Genomic DNA, 26346 nt, shown 5'->3' with positions numbered 1-26346 from the left:
TATGAAAAAGGCGCATACTTTTTTGTTTTTCACCTTTTTTGAAGTGAGGAACTTTAGCCCCAAAATACAAATGAGGCATTAATAAAATCGAAAATATTAAACTTTAGAAATAGCAGGTCAAGGAAGTTAACAGAGCTTCTGATGACCTTTTGGGTTTAATAGCCACTATCTGTTATAAAATGAATTTTTTAGAATTTAAATAAAGAAGATTTAAAAGGAAACTTTTATAAAAGAACATTATTTTAAGATTATTTATGGAAAAAAACTACTCGTCTAAACACAAAAAATCCAATTTTAATACTGTACTTTCCTGTTTTTTAGCACTATTTGCTATCCTTTTTTTTAGTGAAAGCGCTTATTCTCAGGATTGTTCTGTAAATGCTGGAATACCTAGTACAATTTGTGCCAATGATCCACTTGTTTTAAATGGTGTTGTGGGAGGTAACATAGTAAGTCATAGATGGACTCAGATAGCAGGTCCTTCAGTGGTTATTCAAAACCCTAATAATCCAGTAACATCAGTTCTTGGAGCTGTTGGAGGTAATACTTATACTTTCCGTTTATCAGGAGTTTGTGCGATCGGAACAACTTATCAAGATGTAAGTATCGTAGTAAATCCAATAACTATAGCAAGAGCTGGAAATAATATACAAGGCTGTCCTGGTACCTACGCGCTGTCTGCAAATGCTCCCCTAAATCCAGGTGAAACAGGATTATGGGTAAAAAGCGGTGCAGATAATGCAGGTGTGACAATAAATAACCCAAATTCGCCAAACGCAACAATAACATTGTCTCCAAGTGCAGCTGGTGATACACAGTTAACATGGAGAATTTCTTCTTCTTCTTGTACATCGTCTTCTTCAATAGTAGTAACTAACTATGGAGGTGAAGTTATTGCAAATGCAGGCCCTGATCAAAATTTATCAGAATGTTACACGGCTACACAATCCGCAGGCTTAAATGCATCGATAGGAGGAAATGGAACAGGAACACAGCAGGGAACATGGTCTTTTGTATCAGGACCTACTATGCCAACCATTACAAATGCTAATACTCCAAATGCGACAGTTTCTAATTTAACGCAAGGCTCTTATGTATTTAGATGGTTAGTTCAAGGTCCATGTGCTGTAGGTTCTGATACAGTAACAATAAATGTACCAGCAGCAACACAAGATGTTACAGCTGCAGGAGGAACAAATAACTCACAAACATTTTGCGACAATTCTATAACTTCAACAATTTTACAGGGAAATATACCTTTGTACGCAGGTGAAACTGTTGAATGGAGTACAAACTCAACTGCAACTATTGTTTCTCCTAATAGTCCAACTACACAAATAACAGGGTTAAATTTTAGCACCACTACATCTTATACTTTTATCTATAAAATTAAAGGGAATAATGTAGTAAACCCAAATTGTGAGACGCAATCTACTTTTACGGTTCGTTATTATAATAGCCCAACAACTCTTACTTTGAACAATGGCGTGGATACTGTTGTTTTACCAGTAAACACTACCTCAGGAAGTGTAGCAATGGTTACAACAGGTGGTAATGCCAGTCAGGCTATATTTGTAAGTGGTCCGGCAGGTGCTTCGCCGTCTGCAAGTATTAGTGGAGGTAATCTTACTTTTTCAGGTTTAAGCAGACCGGGCACATACACTTTTAGAGCAAGAAGATATACGAGCGGTAGTTTTGCCACTGGCTGTTCAGAAGCATTTGCTGATATTAAAGTTGTTGTTTCATTAAGTCCTGAACCATCCAATGCGGGTACTACAGTGGCTTTGCTTTGCGGGGTTACATCAACTCAATTATCAGGTAATAACCCAGCTTTGATGGCAACTTCTGGTTTGTCTGGTTATTGGTCGCAAGTTAGCGGTCCTAATACGGCTACTTTTGATAATATAAATAATTATAATCCTAATGTAAGCGGTTTGATTCCTGGGGTATATGTTTTTAGATGGAATATCTCAGGTGGACCCAATTCAGTTGACACTTTTAGTGAAACATCGATAACAGTATCTCAGCCACCGGTTGCAAATGCAGGGGCAACACCTGTTCTAGTATGCGCAGGCAGTTATTTACTAAACGCTGCTCCATTAGTAGAGGGGCAAACGGGACAATGGACACAAGTTGGAGGTACTCCAGCTGTTTCAATAGTAAATCCAGCAAGTGCGCAAACTTATGTTAACGGAATGGCAGAAAGCAGTTCTTATACTTTTAGATGGACTGTTACAAGTGCAGCAACAAATTGTGCTCCTGACTGGAGTGACATTGTTGTAAATACTACAAGTACATTTTCGCCATCTCCAGCAGATGCAGGATCAGACCGATGCCTGCCTTCAGGAACAACTACGGCTGTATTAGCAGCTACAGCTCCGGCAGCAGGTACTACAGGAACTTGGACTCAAAAGTCTGGGCCAACAATAGTGGCTTTTAATGATCCTAATAGTCCTAATACTAATGTAACAGGATTATCAGACGGAACTTATGAATTTGAATGGACTACATCAGTTGTTGGTTCAGGATGTTCTACTTTTTCAGATATTACAACTCTTACAATTGCTGCTGCGCCAACGTCTGCTGCAGGAGCTAATCAAGACGTCTGTACTGATAGTGCAGGAAATAGTGTTACCATGAACGGAAATGATCTTACAGCAGGTTTAGTAGGAACATGGGTTCAAGTTTCGGGAAATAGTTCTTGGACAGTTTCTGATATAAATAATCCGAAAGCGGTATTTAGCAATTTAGCCCCTGGAAATTATGTTTTTAGATGGCTGGTTAAAAGAGGAACTTGTGATTCTGCTTCAAGTGAAGTAAGTTTTAAAGTAAGCTTACCGCCAACTACTGCAGTAGTGACTAATTCGCCATTAACAGTTTGTACTACAAGTACAACTTTAACAGGAAACACAATCACAGCTGGAGTAGGAACTTGGCAGGTTGTTTCAGGCCCAAGTAATCCAGTATTTGCTAATGTAAATAGTGGAACAACTTCGGTTTCTGGACTTACAACAGGAACTTATGTATTAAGATGGTCTAGTACAAATGGTGCATCATGTGCAACATCAACTGCAGATTTAACATTAAATGTAAATGCTCCTGCAGATGCTGGACCAGATCAGGTTTTATGTAATGCAACTGAAATTATTTTACAAGGTACAAAAGGATCTAGAGGTACTTGGAGTGTAACTTCTGGAACTGGAGCAACAATTACTGCGCTTTCTTCTTCTACAGCGAGAGCTTCAATTACACCTGGGAATAACTATACTTTTAGATACGATATATCGAGTGCGGATGCAGGAACCTGCGGAGCTAGCAATGACAGCATGACGGTTACCAATAGTGCTTTGCCTACAACGCCTAATGCAGGTGTTGATCAAGATATTTGTTTATCGAATGGTAATTCAATTACTTTAAATGGTAATTCAATTACTTCAGGAACTGGTATGTGGAGTAAAGTTAGTGGACCAACAGGTGGTGCAATAACTTCTGCTAGTTCAAATAATACAAACGTTACGGGATTAACAGAAGGGGTATATATCTTTAAATGGACAGCTAGTAATGGTAGTTGTAATAATTTAAGTGATGTTGTTAGAATAAATGCTTATTCGCCTCCAAGCCCAGCTGATGCTGGAGCAGATCAAAGTGCTTGTCAATTGGCTACTCAGCTTGATGCAGTAGAACCGACAAGAGGAATTGGAACATGGACATTAACCACTGATCCATCTAATGGAGGAATTGTTATTGACAGTCCAAATAATCCTAAATCGACATTATCAATTGCGAATCCCTATTTATTACCTGTTGGAACGTATACTTTTACTTGGACAGTAAGAAATGGATCTGTTTGTGCTCCGAGCACAGATACTGTAGATATTACATTTACAGGAGCACCTCCAACACCTGCAAACGCAGGGCCTGACCAGAATTTATGTAATAGCACTACAGCAGTAATGAATGCTAATCCTGTTAATCCTGGAACAGGAACATGGAGTCAGGTTTCGGGACCAACTACAGCTATTTTTTCTAATAGATTCAGTGCTCAGTCTACTGTATCAGCTTTGACAAATGGAACTTATGAATTTAAGTGGTCAAGTTCTAATGGTGGAGGATGTAATTTAGAAGATACAATGCTGGTAACCATTAATCCAGCTATTGCAGCTGTAAATGCTGGTCCAGACCAAACTTTAGGAGAATACAGTACTGTTACAATGGCAGCGACAGATCCTGCACCAAATACAGGAACATGGTCATTTGTATCAGGACCTAATACTCCATTTATTTTAGATGTTAATAGCCCAAATACACAAATTGCAGGAACTATTCCTGGTAAATATGTGTTTAAATATACCGTTTCAAATAATTCTTGTGCTGTTGATTCTGATACAGTAGAGATTACGTTAATCGGTCAAACCGATTTAAGTTTAGCTAAAACGGCTGATATTGCATCACCTAGAGTGGGAGATATAGTAACTTTTACAGTTGCTGTTACCAATAAAGGAAATCGCGATGCAACAGGAATTGCAGTAAGAGATAATTTACCAGCAGGTTTTGCTTTAATTACAGGAAGTGTTTCTAATCAAGGAAATTATAATGCTGGTGGAAATGCAATAAACTGGTCTGGTTTATCAGTTGCAAACGGAGCTACTTTAAACTTAACTTACAAAGCTAGAGTAAACGCAGCTACAGGAACAGCTAATGAATATAGGAATACAGCTCAAATCACAGCAAGTGATCAGGTTGATCCAAATTCAACACCAAATAATGATATTCCAACAGAAGATGATCAGGCTTCTCTAACGCTAACACCAACACCAAATGTTGATTTAGCGATAACAAAAAGAATAAATAATGCCACACCAGATGTGGGATCTCTAGTTCAGTTTACAATTGAAGTTGTAAATAACGGCCCTAGTAATGCTACTTCTGTGTTAGCAACTGATGTTTTGCCAACAGGTTATACATTTTTTAATGCTACTGCAGGAACAGGAACTTACAATAGTGTAAATGGTCAATGGACTATAGGGAATTTAGCAAATGGAGCGAGAACTACCTTGACAATTACTGCCATGGTAAATCCAACAGGAGTTTATACCAATACAGCAACTGTAACTAGAGCTGAGATTGATACAAATGCGACTAACAATATCAGCAGTGTTTCTAGTAGTCCAAGAGCAATTGCCGATTTAAGTTTGACAAAAGCAATAAGTGCAGGTCCATACAATGTTGGCAATAATGTTACTTTTACGGTAGCGGTTATGAATACCGGACCAAGCTCAGCAACTGGTGTAAATGTACTTGATTATCTTCCTTCTGGTTATACTTATGTGAGTCATACCAATAGTATGGGAACAACATATACTAATGCTTCAGGTTCTTGGAATATTGGAACTATTGCTAGTGGCGATTTCAGATTGTTAACTGTTGTGGCTAGAATAAATGCAACTGGTGATTATCGAAATGTTGCCGAAGTAGTTCATTCAAATGAATATGATCCAGATTCAACACCGGGAAACAACAATCCAGCAGAAGATGATCAACAGCAAGTTGTGATTACACCAGTTCAGTTAGCTGATTTGGAAGTTATTAAAACTGTAGATGTTGCGACTCCAAAAGTAGGAGATAACATTAAGTTTAGAATTGCATTGAGAAATATTGGACCAAGTGATGCAACAGGAGTAATAGTTAATGACTTGTTGCCGTCAGGTTATACTTTTGTGAGCTATACTTCGACTAATGGAGCTTATAATACGGCGAATGGAAACTGGACACTTTCAGGAAGTGTTTTAAATGGAAAAACAGAATATTTAGATATTACGGCTAAAGTAAATCCTATAACAGGAACAGCTAATGAATATAGAAATACAGCAAGTGTAACAACAAGTAATCAAACGGATCCAGTCCCTGCGAATAATACTTCAACGGTAACTACTGTTCCAACAGCTTTAATTAATTTATCATTAAGTAAATCAGTAAATAATATTAGTCCGTTAGCGGGATCAAATGTGGTGTTTACTGTAAGGGTTTCAAATGCAGGACCAAGTAATGCTACAGGAGTGCAGGTTAGAGATTTATTGCCTAACGGATATACTTATGTTAGTTCGACAGTTACAAACGGAACTTATACAAACGGAACTGGATTATGGACTATTGGAACTATTGCGAACGGAGCTGCAGCAGTTTTAAATGTTACGGCTACAGTCAATGCAACAGGAAATTATACCAACGTTGCCGAAGTTATTAGTGCTAATGAAACTGATGTAAATTCGATACCAAATAATAATGTTTTAACAGAAGACGATCAAGATGAAATCACGATATCTCGTGGTCCATTAGTAGATTTAAGTTTAGTTAAAACAGTTAATAATAATATGCCTAATGTTGGTGATATTGTAACCTTCAGGATTACGGTAAACAATGCTGGCCCAAGTGATGCAACAGGAGTTGTAGTTACAGATAAATTACCTTCAGGATATTTATTTGTTAGTGCTGCTCCATCTGCTGGAAGTTATAATAATACACCTGGTTCATGGACACTTGGAACTCTTGCGAACTTAGCAACAGCTACTTTAGATATTCAAGCTCGAGTGTTGCCAACTGGTAATTATAATAACGTAGCAGAAGTTACGGGAGCTAACGAAGTAGATAGCAATTCTACTCCAGGAAACAATGACGCTACAGAGAATGATCAAAGCGAAGCTATTGTAACTCCTAGACAAATTGCTGATTTATCGGTTGCTAAAAATGTTGATGTAACTGCTCCAAGAGTAGGCGATAATGTAGTGTTTACAATTTCGGTTTCAAATGCAGGACCAAGTAATGCTACTGGTGTTGTTATAAGAGATTTATTGCCTTCTGGTTATGAATTCGTAAGTGCAGTTCCAACTGCAGGTATGTATAATAGAACAACAGGAGACTGGACAGTTTCAAGACCAATTATTGCAAATACTACTGAAACTATTCAGATAACTGCTAAAGTTCTGAAAAATGGTAGTTATGTAAATAATGCTGAAGTAATTGCAAGCGATCAGCAAGATCCAGATTCTACACCAAATGATGGAACTGGAGATGATTTTTCAACAGCAACGACTACACCTTCTGCATTAGTAAATCTTGCAGTTGTGAAAAGAATAAATAATGCAACTCCAGACGTAGGATCTACAGTGGTATTTACAATTGATGTTGTAAATAATGGCCCAAGTGATGCTACAAATGTGGTTGTAAATGATGTATTGCCTACTGGTTACACTTTTGTAAGCGATGATGCAACAGGAAACTTCAACAATGTTTCTGGAAACTGGACAATAGGTAACCTGACAAGCGGGGCAAGAAGAACTTTAAATATTACAGCTACTGTAAATCCAACAGGTATTTACCTTAATAGAGCTACAGCTACAAGTACTGAAACGGATGGAAATCTTACTGATAACACAAGTGAAGTTTCTAGTACTCCAAGAGCGATTTCTGATTTGAGCTTGCTTAAAACAGTAGCGAATGCCTCTCCAAATGTTGGCGAAAATGCAGTATTTACTATTGTGGTAACCAATAATGGTTCAAGTAATGCGACAGGAGTTGTAGTTACAGATCAATTACCATCAGGATATTCGTTTGTAAGCGCAGTACCTTCAGTAGGAACATACGACAGTAATTCTGGCGGTTGGTCAGTTGGTAATTTAGCTAACAGTGCTAGTGCAACTTTAACTATTACAGCTAGAGTATTAGCTTCAGGAAATTATAACAATGTAGCGGAAGTAACAGGTGCTGATCAATTTGATCCAAACTCAATACCTGGAAATAATAATCCGTTAGAAAATGATCAAAGTGCTGTAGTAGTTACTCCGGTTAATGTATCAGATTTAGTTACAGTAAAAACAGTTTCGGCTGTTACTGTTGCAGGTATTTCTGCATCAAGACCAAATGAAGGTGATACTATTAGATATAGTATTGTAGTTACAAATAATGGTGGCCCAACTAGTGCTACAGGTGTTAGTTTAACAGATATTCTTCCCGCAGGTTTAACTTACGAAAGTCATACGGTTACTACAGGTAATTATAACTATGCATCTGGAGTATGGACTATTGGAAACTTAGCAGTTAGTGGTACAGCTACTTTAGAAATTACAGCAAAAGTAAATGCAGGCACTAAAGGCCAAACGATTATCAATAGAACAACTGCTGCTAAAGGAGATCAAACAGATCCTACAACAGCTGGAGATGATTTAGAAGAAACAATTGTAGTTAGTTTGCCACCAATTGCTACAAACGATATTAGTAATGGTAATACAACAAATCAGCCTTCAACTCCATTAAACATTCTAACAAATGACAGATTAGGAGATGGAACTTTGGCGACTCCTGCCAATACTATTGTTGATTTAAATCCTAATACAACAGGAGTAGAAACAACAATTGTAGTACCGGGAGAAGGAACATGGAATTATGATTCAACAACTGGTTTAATTGTATTTACTCCAGAGGTAGGATTTACATCTAATCCAACACTATTAGAATATAAATTAACAGAAACACAAACGGGCTTAAGCGATACTGCTACTGTAACAGTAACTTATGTGGCTCAGGCACCAATAGCTTATAATGATTTAAGCAGTGGAAATCCTGTAAATACAGCAGTAACTGTAAATCCATTAGCGAATAACGGTTCTGGAATAGATGCAGATCCAGATGGAACTATAGATCCTTCAACGGTTCGTTTGTTGAGTCCATCAGGAGCAACAGCTATTGTAACAGACTCAAAAGGAATTACAAGTTTTGATGTTCCGAATGAAGGAAAATGGAGTGTTAATCCGGTAAATGGTGCGATTACGTTTACGCCACTTCCGACATTCCATAAAGATCCAGCGCCTATTAAATATAATGTAAAAGATAATGATGGCAATGTATCTAATAATGCGAGGGTAACTATAGATTATGTACCAGTTGCAGCCAATGATAGAAATACAACACCGGGAACTCCAGGTTTACCAGTTACATTAAATGTTTCTGGAAATGATACAGCGGGAGATACGGTTGATGTGTCGACAGTAGTACTAGATGCATCAAGTGTTTTTGGTGGAATTCAGGTATCTCCTAGAGAAGTTTCTGTAGTAGGAGTTGGGAACTGGATTGCTGATGCTCTTGGAAATGTAACATTTACTCCAGCGACAGGATACACAATTGATCCACCAGTAATTAGCTATACAATAAGAGACAATCAAGGAAATAGTTCGAATGCAGCTACGATCACAATAGATTATGCTCCAATCACTTCGCCTGATTTATCAATTGGAAATCCAATTAATACGCCGGTAGTTGTTGATGTTACAGCTAATGATATAACAGGAGATTTAGTTGATCCAACAACAGTAAGTTTGGTTAATCCAGGAAATGGAACCAATATTGTTCAGGATCCAACAGGAGACATTACAAGTATAACAATTCCTGGAGAAGGAATATGGAATGTAGATTTAGTAACTGGAAGAGTGACATTCACACCAAATCCTGGTTTTATTACAGATCCAACTCCGATTAATTATACTATTAAAGATCATGAAGGTAATCTGTCTAATAATAGTTTGATTACTATTAGAGTGATACCTCAAGCTGATTTAGTAGTTACTAAAACAGATAATAAAGAGAAATATGTTCCTGGAACAAATAATGTTTACACAATAACAGTTAAAAATAATGGTCCATCGACAGCTACAAATGTAGTGGTAGTTGATGATATTACAGATCCAATATTAGAGGCAGTAACGACATGGACAGCTGTTGGTACAGGAGGTACAATAGTTCCAAATGCAAATGGTGCTGGAGATATAAACGCTGGTAACGCAACAATCAGCAGTATTAATGTAGGAGAAACAGTTACCTATACTGTAACAATTGCAGTTCCAAGTAACTATACAGGTCAGATTGTGAATACAGCAAGTGCAACATCGGCTGTTCAAGATCCTAATGTTAATAATAATTCTCAAACGGATATTGATACTGTAAATGCACTAGCAGAAATTACGCTTACAAAAGCAATTGTAACTGCGAGCCCTCATAGAATTGGAGATAATGTTGAGTTTTTAATTACAGCAGTAAATAATGGACCAAGTGATGCTACGGGAATAAACATCGTAGATAAACTGCCAAACGGTTACACTTTTGTTAGCGCGACGCCTAGTAGCGGAACTTATAATGCATCGAATGGTTTATGGAATTTAGGAGGTTTAACGAATACTTCTAATGCTACATTAACTGTAATTGCAAGCATCAATGCAGCAGGAAATTATACAAACATTGCCGAGGTTACTAAAGTAGATCAATTAGATCCAAATGGAGTTATCCACGGAAATAACACACCTAATGAAATTGATCAGTCAGATGTGACGATTGTTCCAGTTAAAATAGTTGATTTGGTTACCACAAAAACAGTTGATAAATCAAATCCAAACCAAGGAGATATTGTACAGTATACGATTACTGTTGTAAACAATGGTCCAAGCACAGCGACTGGAGTAAATCTAACAGATAATTTACCTGCGGGATTAGCTTACGTATCGCATGTAGCAACTGGAGGAACAATCAATACATATTCTGGAGGTCTGTGGAATATTGGAAATATCAACATTGGATCTTCTGCAACATTATTAATCAATGCAAGAGTTACTGCAGCAGGAACGGTTAGTCAAACCCCTATTGTAAATACAGTTACACCTGCAGCAGGAAATGAATCTGATCCAACAACAGTTGGAGACGATTTAACAGAGCCAATTATTGTCACAAGTTCAGATTTAGTAACTGAAAAAACAGTAAGTAAAGCAAACCCTAGCGAAGGCGAAACGATTACATACAGTATTAGAGTTACAAATAACGGCCCAAGTGATGCAACAGGAGTTCGTTTAACCGATATTCTTCCAATTGGAGTTACTTACGTGAGCAACAATCAGGGAGCTGACTATAATTATGGTTCTGGTATCTGGACTATAGGTGATCTTGCAAACGGAGCAACCAAAGTTTTAGATATTAATGTATTAATTAATTCTGGATCAGCTGGAAAAACGATTTTAAATACAACTACTGCTGCCAAAGGAGATCAATCAGATCCATCAACTGTTGGAGATGATTTAACAGAAACAATTATAGTTCAAAACGGTGCCGATGTTGTATTGAAGAAAGTAGTAAACAATAGTACACCTAACATTGGAGAAACGGTAACTTATACTGTGACTGTAACCAATAAAGGAACAACATTAGTAACGAACTTGGTAGTGAAAGATGATCTGCCAGCTGGTTTAACGTTTGTTTCAGCTACTCCAGGAAAAGGGGTATGGACAACTCCAAACTGGACAGTAGGTACATTACAACCGGGCGAAGAAGGGTCTATCGAAATTAAAGCAATTGTTGGTTTAGATCAAGGAGGTAATGTATTAACTAATACAGTATCTAATACACAGGATCAATTTGATACCAACAGAACTCTTGATGATCCTACTGAAACCATAACGGTTACGAACTTAGATTTAGCTGTTGTTAAAACAGTAAATAACGCGACACCGAATGAAGGTGAAGTTATTAGATATACCATTAGAGTAACAAACAACGGTGCTAGTGATGCAACCAACGTGAGTTTAGTAGATAAATTACCTGTAGGAGTTACTTATGTAAGTGATGTAGTTTCAGCAGGAAATTATAACAATGGTTCTGGATTATGGACAATTGGTAATTTGGTAAACGGTGCTGTTGCCACTCTTACAATTGATGCAAGAGTCAATGCAGGAACTTATGGTACAACAATTACGAATACAACTACTGCAGTAAAAGCGGATCAGGCAGATTCTAATCCAGCAAATAATATTGGTAGTGTTGCAATTGTACCGACAGCTTATATAGACTTGAGTTTATCAAAAGAAATTGTTGGAAATGTTACCAATCCTGCTGTAGGCGATGTAATCACTTTTGAAATAAGAGTGATGAACGATGGACCAACAAAAGCAACAGGTGTAGAAGTAGTAGATTTAATTCCTTCGGGATATAAATTCATCAACTATAGCTCGACTATTGGTACTTACAGTCCTTCAACAGGTCTTTGGAAAGTAGGTTTTGTAGAACCTGGAAACACAGCGGTTTTATTAGTAGATGTTAGAGTTCTGGATAGTGGAAATTACATGAATTGCGCGGAGATTACGAAAGCCAACGAACCAGATATTGATTCTACTCCAGGAAATGGTAATGATTTAGAAGATGATTATGCTTGTGCTGCAGCAGCGCCTAATCAATCTGTGGACTTAGAAGTTGTTAAGACGATCTTGAAAAACAATACGAATCCAAAAGTAAATTCTGAGATTTCGTTCGAGATTCTATTAACGAACAATGGAGATATAGATGCAACAGGTGTTGTGGTATCAGATGTACTTCCTTCTGGTTATACGTTCGTAAATTATAGTTCTACTAGAGGAGCTTATGATTATGTAACAGGAGACTGGAAAGTAGGCAAGATATTAAACGGAGAAACAGAAATTTTGATTGTTGATGTTATTGTTAACGAATCTGGAAACTATCAAAATTGTGCAAGTATAAAAGCAATGCACCAGACAGATATAAATCCAGCTAACAATCAAAGTTGTATTACGGCAGCTCCAATAGCTCTAATAGATTTAGAATTGACTAAAGAGGTAGATATCTTAAAACCAATTGCTGAAACTAATGTTGAATTTACAATAACATTATCAAACAGAGGACCAAGTAGAGGAACAGGTGTAGTGGTAAAAGATTTACTTCCGTCAGGATTCAAATTCTTAAGTGCTGCTACAACAATTGGAACTTACGATGCGGTTACAGGATTATGGAATGTAGGAACTATTGATATCAATGGTGTAGAAACATTAAAAGTAACAGCTTATGTATTACCAGCAGGTGATTTCACCAATGTTGCAGAAGTGATTGCGGCAAATGAAGTTGATATCGATTCTACTCCTGGAAATAATAAACTACAGGAAGACGATCAGGATGCTGTAACATTAGAACCTACAGTTCCTTTAAACATCCCAGAAGGATTTACTCCTAATGGTGATGGTATAAATGATGTTTTTGAAATAGAGCATTTACAAGTATTGTATCCAAACTTTAGTATGGAGATTGTAAATAGATATGGAAACCTTGTGTACAAATACAAACATAATGGAGACAAGTTCACAACGCCATTATGGTGGGATGGTCATTCAACAGGAAGACTTAATGTCTCTGGAGAGACGCTTCCAGCAGGAACTTATTTCTATACTATTCACTTCAACAACAACGAAAGAAAGCCACAAACGGGCTGGGTATATTTAAAAAAATAAAACTATTCTTTAAGGAGAGAAGAGGTTAAAATCTTCTCTCCTTTCAAAAATTAAACTCATTTTTATGAAAAAAATTAAAATACTAATTGGATTTTTTGTTTTGATATTTTCCACTAGTACTGTTTTTGCTCAACAAGATCCTCAGTATACACAATACATGTATAACATGAACATTATAAATCCAGCTTATGCAGGTTCAAAAGGATTTACAAGTATCGGTATCCTAGGAAGAACGCAGTGGGTTGGAGTTGATGGCGCACCTCAAACTGCAACATTGTCTATCAATGGTCCTGTAGGAAAAAATGTGGGATTAGGATTCTCTGTTATCCACGATGAAATTGGACCTGTTAAAGAAGATAATGCATACGTTGATTTCTCCTATACTTTGAATCTTTCTGAAGAAGATAAATTAGCATTTGGTATTAAAGCTGGAGCAACTTTTTTGAGTATTAGAGAATTTACAACAGTAGATCCAGATCCGTTAAACGCACCAATAAGTCAGGTTGCGCCTAATTTTGGTGTGGGTGTGATGTACTATAATGAGCGTTTTTATGCCGGTTTATCTGTACCGAATTTTATTGAATCAAGATATCTGGACAAGAAAAACGGAATCTATTCTTCTGCTTCAGAAAAGGCACACTTTTTCTTTACTTCAGGATATGTATTTGATTTGGATGAAGACTTAAAATTGAAACCTTCTACTATGTTAAAAGCAGCGTCAGGAGCACCTCTTTCAGTCGATTTGTCTTTAAACTTATTAGTGCAGGAAAAAGTAGAATTTGGACTTTCAATGAGATTAGATGATTCTGTAAGCGCTATGGTGGGATACAATATAAGTCAGGGTATGAGAATTGGATACGCTTATGATTATACGACTTCTAATTATGGAGTGTTTAATTCAGGCTCTCATGAGATTATGATATTATTTGATTTGTATAAGAAAAAAATAAAAAGCCCTCGTTTCTTCTAGATAAAAAATAAGACATGAAAAAAATTACTTTAATTATAGTATTGTTATTTGGAGCTGTCGTTTATTCTCAAAATTACAATATCAAAAATATAGATGCCAATACTAAATATTCTGACTTTGGTGTGACTTATTATGGTGAAAACACTGCAATATATGCATCATCAAAAAAGACCAAACAGTCAAGAAATAAAAAATGGTATTTAAACAATCAGCCATTTTTAGATTTATATAAAGCAACTATAACCAATACGGGTGAATTTACAGGTTCTGAATTGTTTTCAAAAGACCTGAATACTAAGATGCATGAATCTAATGTAACCTTCACAAAAGATTTAAAAACAGTTTATTTTTCAAGAGATAATTACAATAGCAAAAAATATAAGACCGATGATAAAGGCTGGGTTTTAATACAATTGTATAAAGCCGATATCGATACTGATGGGAATTGGAAAAATATAACAAAACTACCATTTAACAGCGATCAGTTTGATACGGGACATCCTTCATTAAACGCTAACGATACCAAGTTATATTTTACATCGAACAGACCAGGTTCAATGGGACTTACAGATATTTGGGCAGTAGATGTGAATAAGGATGGAACTTATGGAGAACCTTATAATTTAGGGTCAGAAGTGAATACCGAAAAAAGTGAAATGTTTCCTCATATTGATGCTGATGATGTACTTTATTACTCTTCAAATGGTAAAAAAGATGGAAACGGTGGTTTAGATGTGTATGCTATAGAAATTCAAAATAAAAAGGGAGTAGGAGAAGCAGTTAATTTAGGTTTTCCTATAAACAGTGCCAAAGACGATTTCTCTTTAGTTTTCCAAAACGGAAAAAAAACAGGTCACTTTTCTTCTAACAGAGAAGGCGGAAAAGGAGATGATGATATCTATTTTTTCGAAGAATTAGTTAGTCCGATTACTGCAAAATGTAAGCAATTCGTTCAAGGAACTGTTCGTGAAAAAGAATCAGGAGCACTTTTGCCAGGAGCTTTAGTCACTTTATATGATGCAAAAGGAGATAAAGTTGAAAGTACAATTGCTGATAAATTTGCTGTTTTTAATTTAAAAGTAAATTGTGATTCTTCCTATAAAGTAACCGCTGTAAAGGACTATTATGATATGGACGAAAAGACTTTTGCCTCATCAAACGAAGCCAATTTAGAGCTTGCCCTTAATCTGGATTTAACTTCAGGTGAATTTGTTTATGTAAGAGGTAAACTAATGGTCAAAATTAATCCAATATATTTTGACTTAGATAAATCATATATCCGACCTGATGCACAGATTGAACTTGAGCGAGTAGTGAGAATTATGGAGAAATACCCAAAACTTAAAATTAATTTAGGTTCACATACAGATAGTAGAGCACATGATGATTACAACTGGTCGCTGTCTACCAGAAGAGCAAGGTCTACTAAAAACTGGATTGTGAGAAAGGGAATTGATCCGGCTAGAATCAAAGCTGAAGGTTTTGGTGAAACAGAATTGGTCAATAAATGTTCAAACGGTGTGAATTGCTCAGAAGAAGACCACCAATTAAACAGAAGAACCGAATTTGTGATCGTAAATCCTGAAGTCATAAAGGAAGTTGATGGTGCAGTAGATTTGGTTTCTGCAAAAAGTACCGATATACGTTAATCAAAAAGTCTATTTCATTGCGAAATAGACTTTTTTGTTTTTTACCTATACTCAGAAAGCATTAATCAGTTTCTTGGATGTTAGTTATATTTGTTTATAATTATGATGTTTTAATTCATTTAGGAAGTAATAATTTAATTATCTTAATTATACCCGAGCACGCAGATTTATTTCATCCGATCGATTAGAACCCTATATCGAAAAATTTAGCAGTAAATGCGTTCAAAAAAACTAATTGCGTATATTTGATATATGAATAAACAGACACCTTTTTCAGTATGTGGAGAATCATTGTCAGCTCCAATGCACATTTGCGGTTTTTTCGATTCAAGAGAACAGCAATATGAGGTAATCATTCCTTATATTCTGGAGGGATTGGAAACGAATGATAAAGTCATTAATATCCTTGAGGGAAACCGTCATGGAGAGCATTGCCGCTGTCTGGCTGATAATGGAATATCGATTACTGAAAAACTGTTGAGCGGTCAATTGGAAGTTCTAGCTTCTGAAAACACTTATATTAATGGAGGCAAGTTTGCTGCAGATGAAATGTATGATTTGCTAGAAAAGTCTTTGTTATCGTCTTCAAGAGCGGGTTATGATAGCGTTAGAGCGTGTGGCGATATGGTATGGGCACTTAAAAACCTGCCCGGAACAGATGAACTTTTAGAATATGAAGCCAGACTGAATCTACTAACTCCAAAACATTCTTGTTCCTTAATTTGTATGTACGATATCAGTAGTTTCAGCCAAAATACACTTACCGATATATTACTTACACATCCTTATGTGATCAAGGATGGAAAGATTAGTAAAAATCCATTATATGTAGAACCTTTGGAATTTATTTCAAATCTTTCTTCTCGATCTAGTTCGCTTAAATCTTAAACAGTTTTCTTTTATTTCTCTCTAGCTCAACTTTTCGAAGAGTTCAAATCAGTGCGATCGATTTTAAATTTCTATGATAAAAAAATATGTTCTCACTAAGTGGAACTGCTTTAAAAGTGTTGCCTTCCAATAATGGTAATAATCTCTACCTGTTTATTACCATTAATTCGATAATAAATAGTATCAACACCGCAAACACAATAACGATATCCTATTTTAATGTGGTCAGCAGATGGAAATAAAAAAGGATTTTCCTCTATTTTTTCAAAATAATCATAAAACATATTAAAGTAGCTGTCTGCTTGTTTAATACCAAACTTGCTAACACCATAATAATAAATTCTTCTTAAATCTTCTTTGGCTTCGCTACTTAAATAATAGCTATACATCAGGCAGATCTTTTTTAAATTCAGCTAACATTTCTTCTCTGCTTTGTTTTTTTGCAAAACCGCTTGTTTCTCCCTTATCTATTTTAGATCTCACAAACTCATAATATTCTTCTTGTGAACGGGCTTGTTTAATCAAGTAGTTAATAGCTTCACTTTTACTACTAAACTCTTCTGCATTGACTTGATTTTTCAACCATTCGTCATTAGGTGCAGTCAATGATATACTTTGTCGTGTCATAATTATACAAGTTGTTTGATTGGTGTAAATTTACACCAAAACTTTAAAATGAAAAATATATTAAAGTGAAATAGTTTTTTTTAATTGTTTGGGAAGTTAAAAGCTTAACCTGATCGTGTAGATTTATCTCTGTGATATAGGCTTTCTGATGTTATTTTGTCATTAATAATAGTAGACCTGATCGCGCAGCTTTATCTTTGCAACGATAGCGCGGATTTGCAATCCATGCCCGTAAAGATTGGTTAGTTCTCGTTGTAAATAAAAAAACATATTACTACTTTGTGTAATTTTTGTTCGAATGATTTGTTTTTTGTTTTACTGTTGCGGCACGGATTGCAAATCCGCGCTATCGAGATTTGAATTATTTCTGCATCAGATAACAGAGTTTTCATTGTCTCCCTGCGATGGAGATCCTGAATCTGATGTAACGACACCTTACATTCATTTAATCAAAATGCTCGATGCAGCCGAACTAATAAAAGAAAGAGGAGTAGAGAAAATCAAGAAAACGGATAGGATTGCTACTGTAACGGAATAAAATATTCTTTTACTCGAACTTTAAAAACTGATTTTCTTAAATTTTAAATAGCTGTTTTGTAATAAGTTGCCTATTTTTAATGTAAATATCCCATAATATGGTTTCATTTTATAATTTGAAACCTAATTGGCTTTGCATTTTAGTAGAAAATTAGTTTTGTAAGATAACTTTGGATAGAAATAAGGCCTTAATGCTGACTCTAATTCATTTTTGATTAAGCTGGAAGGCTTGAGAATAATAAATCCCATTTATTACAAACTAAAATTAAAAATTATGAAAAAGTATCATGTATTAGTTGTCTTTTTTTTGTTTACGCTGGCAGTCTCGGCACAAAGCGGCCAGTCATTTTTGCTTAATCTGTACGGAGGATATACTTTTTCCGACAGAGTAGATTTTGATTCTTCTTATGCTAAGGTAGAAGATGGTTTTGAGTACGGAATAGGTTTGGAATATTTTATAATGGATAACGCTTCGATAGAGTTAAAATATAACAGACTTGATACCAGAATGCCTTTGTATACAAAAGTTCCTTTAAACGAAGGCAGTATTGCTGCAGGAACTCAGCTTAATGCTGGTGATGATAAAGGCGCTATCAATTACATACTGGCAGATTACACCTATTATTTTGGTTCAAGCTCTCAGAAAGCGCTTCCTTTTCTTGGTGCGGGTGCAGGGGTAGCCATACTAGAAACGCCAAGAAGCGGCAACGGTACGTATTTTGCTTGGGAGGCTAAAGCCGGAGTAAAAGTAAAAACCAATTCACCATTGTCAATTAACCTTCATGCTTATCTCCAGTCTATGTCGGCAGCTGTCGGATATGATTATTATTGGGACTATTATTGGGGACCAGTGGCAGTCAATGATTATGTTTCAACATTTCAGTTTGGCCTTGGGGCTTCGTTAAGTTATGATTTCAGTAAGTAATCGCTACTGTATTAAACTCTTAGAAAAAGTCCCTAGAAGTGGGGACAAGTATTAAATTATTTTGAATTCTGATCGCTTATAGATAAAGACAGGTATTTTTAGATCTGTCTTTTTTTATGCAGCCTACTACAATAGAATTTTAGAAAGACATATTTTTATTTTGTTATATATGATTGACAAGGAATTGAAAAGCAATATGATAAAAATCATAGCCAACACTGAAACATCTTAGTAATATTGTTATCATTTTTCTATTCCTTAAACAATCAAAAATAACAATCATGATAAAATTATTTGTTTCCGTTTTTCTGCTAAGCAGCACTTTCGCATTGGCACAAAACTCAAATCTTACGATTAATGTTTCTAATTTAAAAGACAACACAGGAGTATTGGTAGCAGAATTATACAATTCTAAAGAAAACTTTCTAAAAAAAACATACAAAACAGGGGCGTCTATAATAAAAGCAAACACTGCTTTAGTTCAATTTACAGGAATTCCAACTGGAGAGTATACAGTTTTGGTATATCAAGACAAGAATAGTAATGGTAAACTAGACAAGTATTTTATAGGAATGCCCAAAGAGCCGGTAGCCTGCTCTAATAACGCAAAAGGATTTATGGGACCTCCAAAATACGAAGAGGCAAAATTTAATATAGGAACAGCCGAGACAAAAATTTATATCAAGATGAGTACTGCTCATTAAAATAAATCATTAAAAAATATAAGGCTGGAATCTGTAAAAGTGTTCCAGCCTTAAAGAATGAAATTATTATACAGTAACAGTGCTTATAGCCTCTTTTAATGCTTTAGCGGCAGCAGCTGGATCAGCAGCGCCATAAATAGCACCACCTGCTACAGCTACAGTTGCACCCGCAGCAACAACATCTTTAATGGTGTCGATGTTTACACCTCCCGCAACTGAAAAAGGAACTTTAGCTTCTCTTCCTTCAGTGATAAGTGTTTGTACAGAATATCCAGGTAAAGCCTGTTCGTCAAGACCAGCGTGTAGTTCCACAAATGCTACTCCAAAAGCAGTTACCTCTTTTGCTCTCTGCACTCTGTCTTTTACTCCAATAGTGTCTACAACAACTTTTCTGTCATATTTTTTTGCAGCTTCAATAGCACCTTTAATGGTAGCATCATCAACAGTACCCATTACGGTAACTAAGTCAGCACCAGCTTTAAAAGCCATTTCAGCCTCTAAAGATCCAGTATCTGCAGTTTTCATATCAGCAAAAACTAATTTATCTGGGAAAGCGGCTTTCATAGCTGTTACAACGCTAAGACCTTCTGCTTTAATTAGGGGCGTTCCCAATTCGATAATATCTACGTAAGGGGCTACTTTTCCTGCTAGTTCTAATGCAGCTTCTGTAGTAAGTAAATCAATTGCGACTTGTAATTTTGTCATGTCTAAAATGTTTTAAAAAGTAAAAAAAAAGTTATTCCAGATTAGCATGTTTAGGCCAAAGGTCTTCTTTGGTTAAACCAGATTCCTGCCAAAGGCTCATAAAAATGCTCTCCAGTATTAATAATGTAAATTGTTCAAAAAGACTTCCTGCGTACTGTTGAGAAACGGAAACACCAAAGTCTGTTTTTGTTGCAGCATTTAGGAGCAGTATAGTATCTGCTATTTCTGCTAGTTTGCTTTTCGAGTCGGCTGTAAGGACGGCAACTGTAGCATTTTGCTTTTTTGCTTTTTCTGCTGCAGAGATCACTGTAGAAGTGGTACCAGATCCAGAAGCTAAAATAAGCAGGTCGCCTTCAAGGATAGCAGGAGTTGTGGTTTCACCAGCCACATATACATGGTATCCCAAGTGCATAAAACGCATAGCCGCCATTTTTAAGGCAAGACCGCTTCTGCCGGCTGCCATAAAAAAGATTCGGTTGGCCGATTTAATTTTGTTAACCAATGCATCAATTTCCTGCGGATTGATCTGATCTGCCAATTTTAGGTTTTCCTCTAAAATGGTGCGAAGATTTTCGTTTATCGAATTATTGATAGTCATATTTTGTTATTTAAAATAAGCGAATAAATGCCTGCTGTCATTCGAATTATTAAATGCGAAGACAAACAGAATGTATAAGGATACTATTGAAAATGTTGACTTATGGATATTGCCGGATTAAGACGCAGATGAGTAGAATTAAATAATTGATCTGCGGAACTTCTAGAGCAATAAGGATTTGTACACGTTTGTATCAGTAGTATTTACTGTCACAAAAGTATAGCAGGAAAAAGGGAGGATGTTATAAAAACAGTACTATGCGATATAAATTTGCGCCGCTTTTTTAACAAAATGGAAAATAGAGAATAGAAAATAGAGAATAGATTCTAGATTATGCATTATAAATCTGCGAGAGTTCGTTTTGAAGTTCAGTTGGAGTTTCTTTAAGTTTTGATTTCACAAACTTATTCAAAGCAGAGGGAGAACTAAAGCCAAGATTAAATGCGATTTCTTTATGCGAAAGATCAGAGAACAAAAGCTGTCTTTTAATTTCTTTTAAAATTCTATTATGAATGGCATTAATTGCTGTTTCACTGCAGTGTTTTTTGGTTATTTCATTGAGTTTTTTAGGAGTTATTCCGAGCTCTGCAGCATAATATTGCACTGTACGCTGGCTTTTAAACTGTTCGTTAAGTAGTTTTTTAAAAGCAATATATACATGCTGATTCGTTTTTTGATGTAAGATGGGATGCTGGCCGTGAATAGATTCTATAAGTCCCAATAAAAATATCTTAATGAAAAAACGCGCCTGTTCTTTTTTGACAAGAGTTGGACTGTTGTAAATAGTTTGAATGTTTTCTACAAGCACCAAAGCATTTTTGAATTCATCTATATGAAGTGCATTACAATTAAGATTGGCAGACAAGTTTACGTTGTAAGGACTTAATTCATTTTTCAAGATGTCTGAGCAAAACAATACCTCTTCAAATAAAATAATTTTAGCTTTGAGGTCACTGCTTAGATTAGAGATAAAGTTAATTTGGTCAGGAAATACAATTGATATTTTTTCTGATTTTAGATTGAAAACTTTTTCTTCAATTTGAATATCAATTTTTCCTTTTTCCACAATCAGAATAAAAAAGTGATCGTTTTTGTGTGGTTTCTGATAGTCACTAATATTTAAGTTTTCTATATCAAAAGCTCTGAAAGATAAGTTTTTGTCTTCTAGTTTTTGATTGTATTGATTGAGTTTTAACCTTTTTAAATCCATCTGATGAGAAATGTTTATAGTGTATTTTAATATTTTTTTTCTAAAAATATCTATCTAGAGGTTTTAAAAGTGATATTTTAAGTAAACGTAAAAGAAGAAAAGCTGCAAATTTAAGAAAACCTATTGTTTCTTTAATGATCTAAAACTTAAAATTCCCAACTATAAAGTCAGGAATTTCAAGTTTAACTAGATTTTTTAAACTGTTTTTCTTTATGATTTATGAAGAAACTGTCTTAAAACATATTGTAGAATACCGTCATTTTTATAATATTCAATTTCAATCTGAGAATCTAATCTTGCTATTGCACTGAAATTAAAAACTTCACCATTTTCTTTAACAGCGGTAATGGCCAGTTCTTTCAAAGGTGTAATATCTTCTGCAATTCCTGTAATCGTAAAGGTTTCTGTTCCAGTAAGTCCAAGACTTGCTGCGTTTTCTCCGTTTTTATATTGCAATGGTAAAACTCCCATTCCAACTAAGTTACTGCGGTGTATTCTTTCGTAACTTTCTGCCAATACTGCTTTTACGCCAAGCAGAAAAGTTCCTTTTGCGGCCCAGTCTCTCGAAGAACCGCTTCCGTATTCTTTTCCAGCCAAAATGATTAAAGGTGTTGCTGCAGCTTTATATTTTTTAGAAGCCTCATAAATACTCAATTCTTCTCCTGTTGGAAGAAAAGTCGTAAAACCACCTTCTTGTTGAGCCAAAGCATTTTTGATACGAACATTCGCAAAAGTACCTCTAATCATTACTTCGTCATGACCACGGCGAGAACCATACGAGTTAAAGTCATTTTTCTCCACACCTCGGCTTAATAAATAACTTCCTGCCGCAGAATTCTCTTTAAATGATCCAGCTGGCGAAATATGATCTGTGGTTACACTATCTCCTAATACCAATAAGGTACGGGCATTTACAATATTTTGTAACGCCTTAGGATGATCTGGAAGGTCTTTGAAAAATGGCGCTTCTTTGATGTAAGTCGAATTATCTTCCCATTGGTAAATTTTTTCTTTAGGAATCTGCAATTGCTGCCAGATTTCATTACCATCAAAGATCGTTGAATAACTGGATTCAAATTGTTTTGGAGTCAGTACGTCACGAAGTATTTGACTGATTTCATCTTCAGCAGGCCATAAATCTTTTAAGTAAACAGGCAGTAAATTAGAATCATAGGCAAGCGGTTCGTTTAGAATGTCAAAATCCACTCTTCCTGCTATGGCAAAGATTACGACAAGCATTGGCGACATTAGGAAATTCATTTTAATCTGCGGATGAATTCTGGCTTCAAAATTTCTATTTCCCGAAAGTACAGAAGCCAATACAAGATCATGTTCGTCTGCTGCTTTTGCCACATGCGGTGGAAGCGGGCCCGAGTTTCCTATACAAGATGTACAGCCATAACCCACTACGTGAAATTTCAAGGCTTCAAGATCTTTAAGTAAATCTGCTTTTAGTAAATAGTCAGTTACTACTTTTGAGCCTGGAGCAAGCGATGTTTTTACCCAAGGTTTTGTATTTACGCCTCTTTCTCTTGCTTTTTTGGCAATTAATCCAGCACCAATCATAAGGAAAGGATTTGAAGTATTAGTGCAAGAAGTAATAGCCGCTATAGCAACAGATCCGTCAGATAAAGTAAAACGTTCCGAACCAATAGTAACCTCGACGCTTTTACTGCCATTTTCTATTTTTGGATCAATTTGTATTTCTTCTGGAACTGGTTTGCTTTCATTTAAAGGCTGAGAACCGCCTTCTGCCAGCCATGTTTTGATTTGTTTTTCAGGTTTTAGATATTTTCTGCCAAAGTTTTTGTCTAAGGCATCAACAAAAGAAGGTTCCAAATTTTTAAGCAGAATTTTGTCCTGAGGTCTTTTTGGGCCTGCAATTACAGGCTCTATAGTAGAAAGATCCAATTCCAAAACATGAGTATAGCTAATATTTTCGTCGCCTTTTCTCCACAACAGATTTGCTTTGCAGTAATCTTCAACCAAATGAATCTGCTCCTCCGATCTGCCGCTAAGTTTCATATATTCCAGTGTTTTTTCGTCAGTAGGGAAGAAGGTTACGGTACAGCCAAATTCAGGAGACATATTTCCAATTGTAGCGCGGTCAGGAACACTTAAATTGTCAAGGCCTGAACCAAATACTTCTACAAATTTTCCGACTACTCCAAATTTTCTAAGCAGTTCTGCAATCGTCAAAACCATATCGGTTGAAGTGGAGCCAAGCGGAATTTTACCTGTCAATTTTAAACCAATTACTTCTGGCATAATAAAATAAATAGGCTGTCCCAAAATAGCGGCTTCGGCTTCAATACCTCCGACACCCCAAGCGATAACCCCAATTCCGTTTACCATTGGTGTATGACTGTCGGTTCCAACAAGCGTATCCGGAAAAACTTCTCCGTTACGTTCTATAACGCCTTTCGATAAATATTCAAGATTAACTTGGTGGCAGATTCCCATTCCCGGCGGTACAACGCTGAAATTGGTAAACGATTCCTGTGCCCATTTTAAAAACTGGTATCTTTCGCCATTACGTTTGTATTCCTCATCCATATTGCGCAGATATGAATATTCAGTTCCAAAGTAATCTACTTGAACAGAATGATCGACCACAAGATCAACAGGAATCAGCGGATTAATCGCATCAGGATTTTTGCCTCTTCTTGCTGCTTCGGCACGTAATGAAGCAATATCAACTACAGCGGGAACACCTGTAAAATCCTGCATTAAAACTCGCGCAGGTTTAAACGGAATATCTTTGTCTGATGCTTCTGGTTTCCAGTTTAATAAGGTTTCAACGTTTTCTCTAGTGATGGCAAAATCATCGAAATTGCGCAAGGCATTCTCCAAAAGAATTCGGATTGAAAAGGGCATTTTTTCGATTTCAAATCCTTGTTCCTGCATTGCCGCAAGACTGTAATAAGAAAACTCCCTGCCAGAAGTTTTAAGTACTTTTTTAATCTGGTAAATGTCGTTCTGCATGTTGTGGTTCTTTTTTAAATTAAAAATATACGATTAGAGAGTGGTACTTTTTGAGCGTAGACTTTTAAAGATCTCCTTGTTTTAATTTGTTTTGTGTTTGTTTTTATAATAAAAATACTCTTTTTTCTGCTTTTTTAAATCGATTTTTGCGATTAATTAATTTTAACCAAATGATTTTCAATGGTTTTTCGGTGTGCTTCGTATTGAGCAGGAAGTTTTAAGTTTTTGCCTAATTCTTCTAAAGGTTCATCTACTGTAAATCCGGGATTATCGGTAGCAATTTCGAACAAAACGCCTCCAGGTTCTCTGAAATACAAAGAGTGGAAATATTGTCTGTCGATTTGTGGTGTAATAGACAATCCGTAAGCTTCTACCTTTTCACGGAAGTGCATTAAAATTTCATCATTTTTTACGCGGAAAGCCACATGATGAACCGTTCCGTTGGCAACATGGCCATGCTTTTCATCTGCCAGTTCTACAAGATCAACAATTGCTGCATTTTCGACAGTAGCTGTGGCATAACGGTAACGGTTTGCCTCTTGGTCAATTAATTTATAACCGAAGATTTCTGTTAAGATGGCTGCAGTTGGTTTAATGTCTTTTAAAGTCAATGTAACATTATGAAAACCTTTTGTAGCCACATCTGCTTTTACTTCATCCGTTTCCCAGCCTTTTCTGTTATCATTTGTTTTAGATTCGATTAATTCTAGTTTTAAACCGTCTGGATCTTCGAAACTAAGATATTTTTCACCGAATTTTTCAGTTGGTTTACTGTAAGTTACATTGTATTGTTCAAAACGTTTCTGCCAGAAATCAAGACTTCCTTTTGGGACAGAGTAACCAATTTCTGTCGCCATTCCAGAACCTTTTCTTCCTTGCTGGATTTCTGCTCCCCAAGGGAAAAAAGTCAAGATTGTTCCAGCGCTTCCAACTTCATCGCCAAAATAAAAGTGGTACGTTCCAGGATCATCAAAATTCACTGTTTTTTTGATAAAACGTAATCCTAATATTTTAGAATAAAAATTGAAGTTTTGTTTTGCGTCGCCTGCAATTGCAGTAATATGATGTAAGCCTAAAATTGTGTTTTCCATGGTGTTTTTATATTAAATGGTTTATTGATTTTCTCACTGCAAGTTTACTTCCGATACAGTTCTAGATCGATTAACATAGATTAAGAAATAGAAAGTTATTGAATACGGAACAATTGGTAGTATCCAAATAAT

General features: G+C 35.9%; 14 protein-coding genes. 7 read left to right on the top strand and 7 right to left on the bottom strand.

Features of this window, described 5'->3' with window-relative positions; genetic code table 11:
* Window positions 1-254: 254 nt before the first annotated feature.
* The 4 genes from P2W65_RS21815 (at window position 255) to P2W65_RS21800 (ending at window position 16832) form a co-directional block, all read left to right on the top strand.
* Window positions 255-13325 (top strand): PKD domain-containing protein, encoded by a 13071-nt coding sequence (locus P2W65_RS21815; protein WP_289661190.1) that lies wholly within the window; start codon window positions 255-257, stop codon window positions 13323-13325.
* Window positions 13326-13389: 64 nt separating this feature from the next.
* Complete coding sequence (locus P2W65_RS21810) at window positions 13390-14295, top strand: PorP/SprF family type IX secretion system membrane protein (protein ID WP_289661188.1); 906 nt, start codon at window positions 13390-13392, stop codon at window positions 14293-14295.
* Between the two features lie 14 nt (window positions 14296-14309).
* Window positions 14310-15944 (top strand): OmpA family protein, encoded by a 1635-nt coding sequence (locus P2W65_RS21805; RefSeq protein WP_289661187.1) that lies wholly within the window; start codon window positions 14310-14312, stop codon window positions 15942-15944.
* 252 nt (window positions 15945-16196) lie between these two features.
* The gene (locus tag P2W65_RS21800) at window positions 16197-16832 is read left to right on the top strand and encodes an MEDS domain-containing protein (protein WP_289661185.1); all 636 of its coding nucleotides are present in this window, start codon (window positions 16197-16199) and stop codon (window positions 16830-16832) included.
* Between the two features lie 110 nt (window positions 16833-16942).
* Here the strand turns inward: P2W65_RS21800 and P2W65_RS21795 are convergent, their stop codons facing one another.
* Window positions 16943-17221, bottom strand: a complete 279-nt coding sequence (locus P2W65_RS21795) for a type II toxin-antitoxin system RelE/ParE family toxin (protein WP_289661183.1) — start codon at window positions 17219-17221, stop codon at window positions 16943-16945.
* A complete protein-coding gene (locus tag P2W65_RS21790) occupies window positions 17214-17459 on the bottom strand; it encodes a ribbon-helix-helix domain-containing protein (RefSeq protein WP_289661181.1) in 246 nt (81 codons plus the stop codon). The genes P2W65_RS21795 and P2W65_RS21790 overlap by 8 nt, the downstream gene beginning before the upstream one ends.
* Before the next feature lie 391 nt (window positions 17460-17850).
* On the opposite strand from P2W65_RS21790, the gene P2W65_RS21785 reads away from it, so the two are divergent.
* The 3 genes from P2W65_RS21785 (at window position 17851) to P2W65_RS21775 (ending at window position 19625) form a co-directional block, all read left to right on the top strand.
* Complete coding sequence (locus P2W65_RS21785) at window positions 17851-17997, top strand: hypothetical protein (RefSeq protein ID WP_289661179.1); 147 nt, start codon at window positions 17851-17853, stop codon at window positions 17995-17997.
* A 273-nt stretch (window positions 17998-18270) separates the two neighbouring features.
* Complete coding sequence (locus P2W65_RS21780) at window positions 18271-18921, top strand: outer membrane beta-barrel protein (protein WP_289661177.1); 651 nt, start codon at window positions 18271-18273, stop codon at window positions 18919-18921.
* Between the two features lie 281 nt (window positions 18922-19202).
* Complete coding sequence (locus P2W65_RS21775; RefSeq protein ID WP_289661175.1) at window positions 19203-19625, top strand: DUF2141 domain-containing protein; 423 nt, start codon at window positions 19203-19205, stop codon at window positions 19623-19625.
* A 66-nt stretch (window positions 19626-19691) separates the two neighbouring features.
* On the opposite strand, the gene hxlA is transcribed toward P2W65_RS21775, so the two are convergent.
* From hxlA to P2W65_RS21750, 5 genes are all read right to left on the bottom strand, one after another.
* Window positions 19692-20330, bottom strand: coding sequence for a 3-hexulose-6-phosphate synthase (gene hxlA / locus P2W65_RS21770; RefSeq protein ID WP_289661173.1), 639 nt, complete (start codon window positions 20328-20330; stop codon window positions 19692-19694).
* 31 nt (window positions 20331-20361) lie between these two features.
* Window positions 20362-20928, bottom strand: a complete 567-nt coding sequence (hxlB, locus tag P2W65_RS21765) for a 6-phospho-3-hexuloisomerase (protein WP_289661171.1) — start codon at window positions 20926-20928, stop codon at window positions 20362-20364.
* Window positions 20929-21259: 331 nt separating this feature from the next.
* Complete coding sequence (locus tag P2W65_RS21760; RefSeq protein ID WP_289661169.1) at window positions 21260-22138, bottom strand: helix-turn-helix domain-containing protein; 879 nt, start codon at window positions 22136-22138, stop codon at window positions 21260-21262.
* A 210-nt stretch (window positions 22139-22348) separates the two neighbouring features.
* Window positions 22349-25123, bottom strand: coding sequence for an aconitate hydratase AcnA (acnA, locus tag P2W65_RS21755; protein ID WP_289661167.1), 2775 nt, complete (start codon window positions 25121-25123; stop codon window positions 22349-22351).
* A gap of 152 nt (window positions 25124-25275) precedes the next feature.
* Window positions 25276-26214, bottom strand: a complete 939-nt coding sequence (locus tag P2W65_RS21750) for a ring-cleaving dioxygenase (protein WP_289661164.1) — start codon at window positions 26212-26214, stop codon at window positions 25276-25278.
* Window positions 26215-26346: the final 132 nt, after the last annotated feature.

It is taken from the genome of Flavobacterium panacagri (assembly GCF_030378165.1).
GTDB classification, from domain to species: Bacteria; Bacteroidota; Bacteroidia; order Flavobacteriales; family Flavobacteriaceae; genus Flavobacterium; species Flavobacterium panacagri.
This window is presented reverse-complemented; position numbering and strand designations above follow the sequence as displayed.

Bases quoted from the DNA above. Each gene is read 5' to 3' on its own strand.
- P2W65_RS21815 (WP_289661190.1), top strand. From the start codon at position 255: ATGGAAAAAAACTACTCGTCTAAACACAAAAAATCCAATTTTAATACT.
- P2W65_RS21810 (WP_289661188.1), top strand. From the start codon at position 13,390: ATGAAAAAAATTAAAATACTAATTGGATTTTTTGTTTTGATATTTTCC.
- P2W65_RS21805 (WP_289661187.1), top strand. From the start codon at position 14,310: ATGAAAAAAATTACTTTAATTATAGTATTGTTATTTGGAGCTGTCGTT.
- P2W65_RS21800 (WP_289661185.1), top strand. From the start codon at position 16,197: ATGAATAAACAGACACCTTTTTCAGTATGTGGAGAATCATTGTCAGCT.
- P2W65_RS21795 (WP_289661183.1), bottom strand. From the start codon at position 17,221: ATGTATAGCTATTATTTAAGTAGCGAAGCCAAAGAAGATTTAAGAAGA.
- P2W65_RS21790 (WP_289661181.1), bottom strand. From the start codon at position 17,459: ATGACACGACAAAGTATATCATTGACTGCACCTAATGACGAATGGTTG.
- P2W65_RS21780 (WP_289661177.1), top strand. From the start codon at position 18,271: ATGAAAAAGTATCATGTATTAGTTGTCTTTTTTTTGTTTACGCTGGCA.
- P2W65_RS21775 (WP_289661175.1), top strand. From the start codon at position 19,203: ATGATAAAATTATTTGTTTCCGTTTTTCTGCTAAGCAGCACTTTCGCA.
- hxlA (WP_289661173.1), bottom strand. From the start codon at position 20,330: ATGACAAAATTACAAGTCGCAATTGATTTACTTACTACAGAAGCTGCA.
- hxlB (WP_289661171.1), bottom strand. From the start codon at position 20,928: ATGACTATCAATAATTCGATAAACGAAAATCTTCGCACCATTTTAGAG.
- P2W65_RS21760 (WP_289661169.1), bottom strand. From the start codon at position 22,138: ATGGATTTAAAAAGGTTAAAACTCAATCAATACAATCAAAAACTAGAA.
- acnA (WP_289661167.1), bottom strand. From the start codon at position 25,123: ATGCAGAACGACATTTACCAGATTAAAAAAGTACTTAAAACTTCTGGC.
- P2W65_RS21750 (WP_289661164.1), bottom strand. From the start codon at position 26,214: ATGGAAAACACAATTTTAGGCTTACATCATATTACTGCAATTGCAGGC.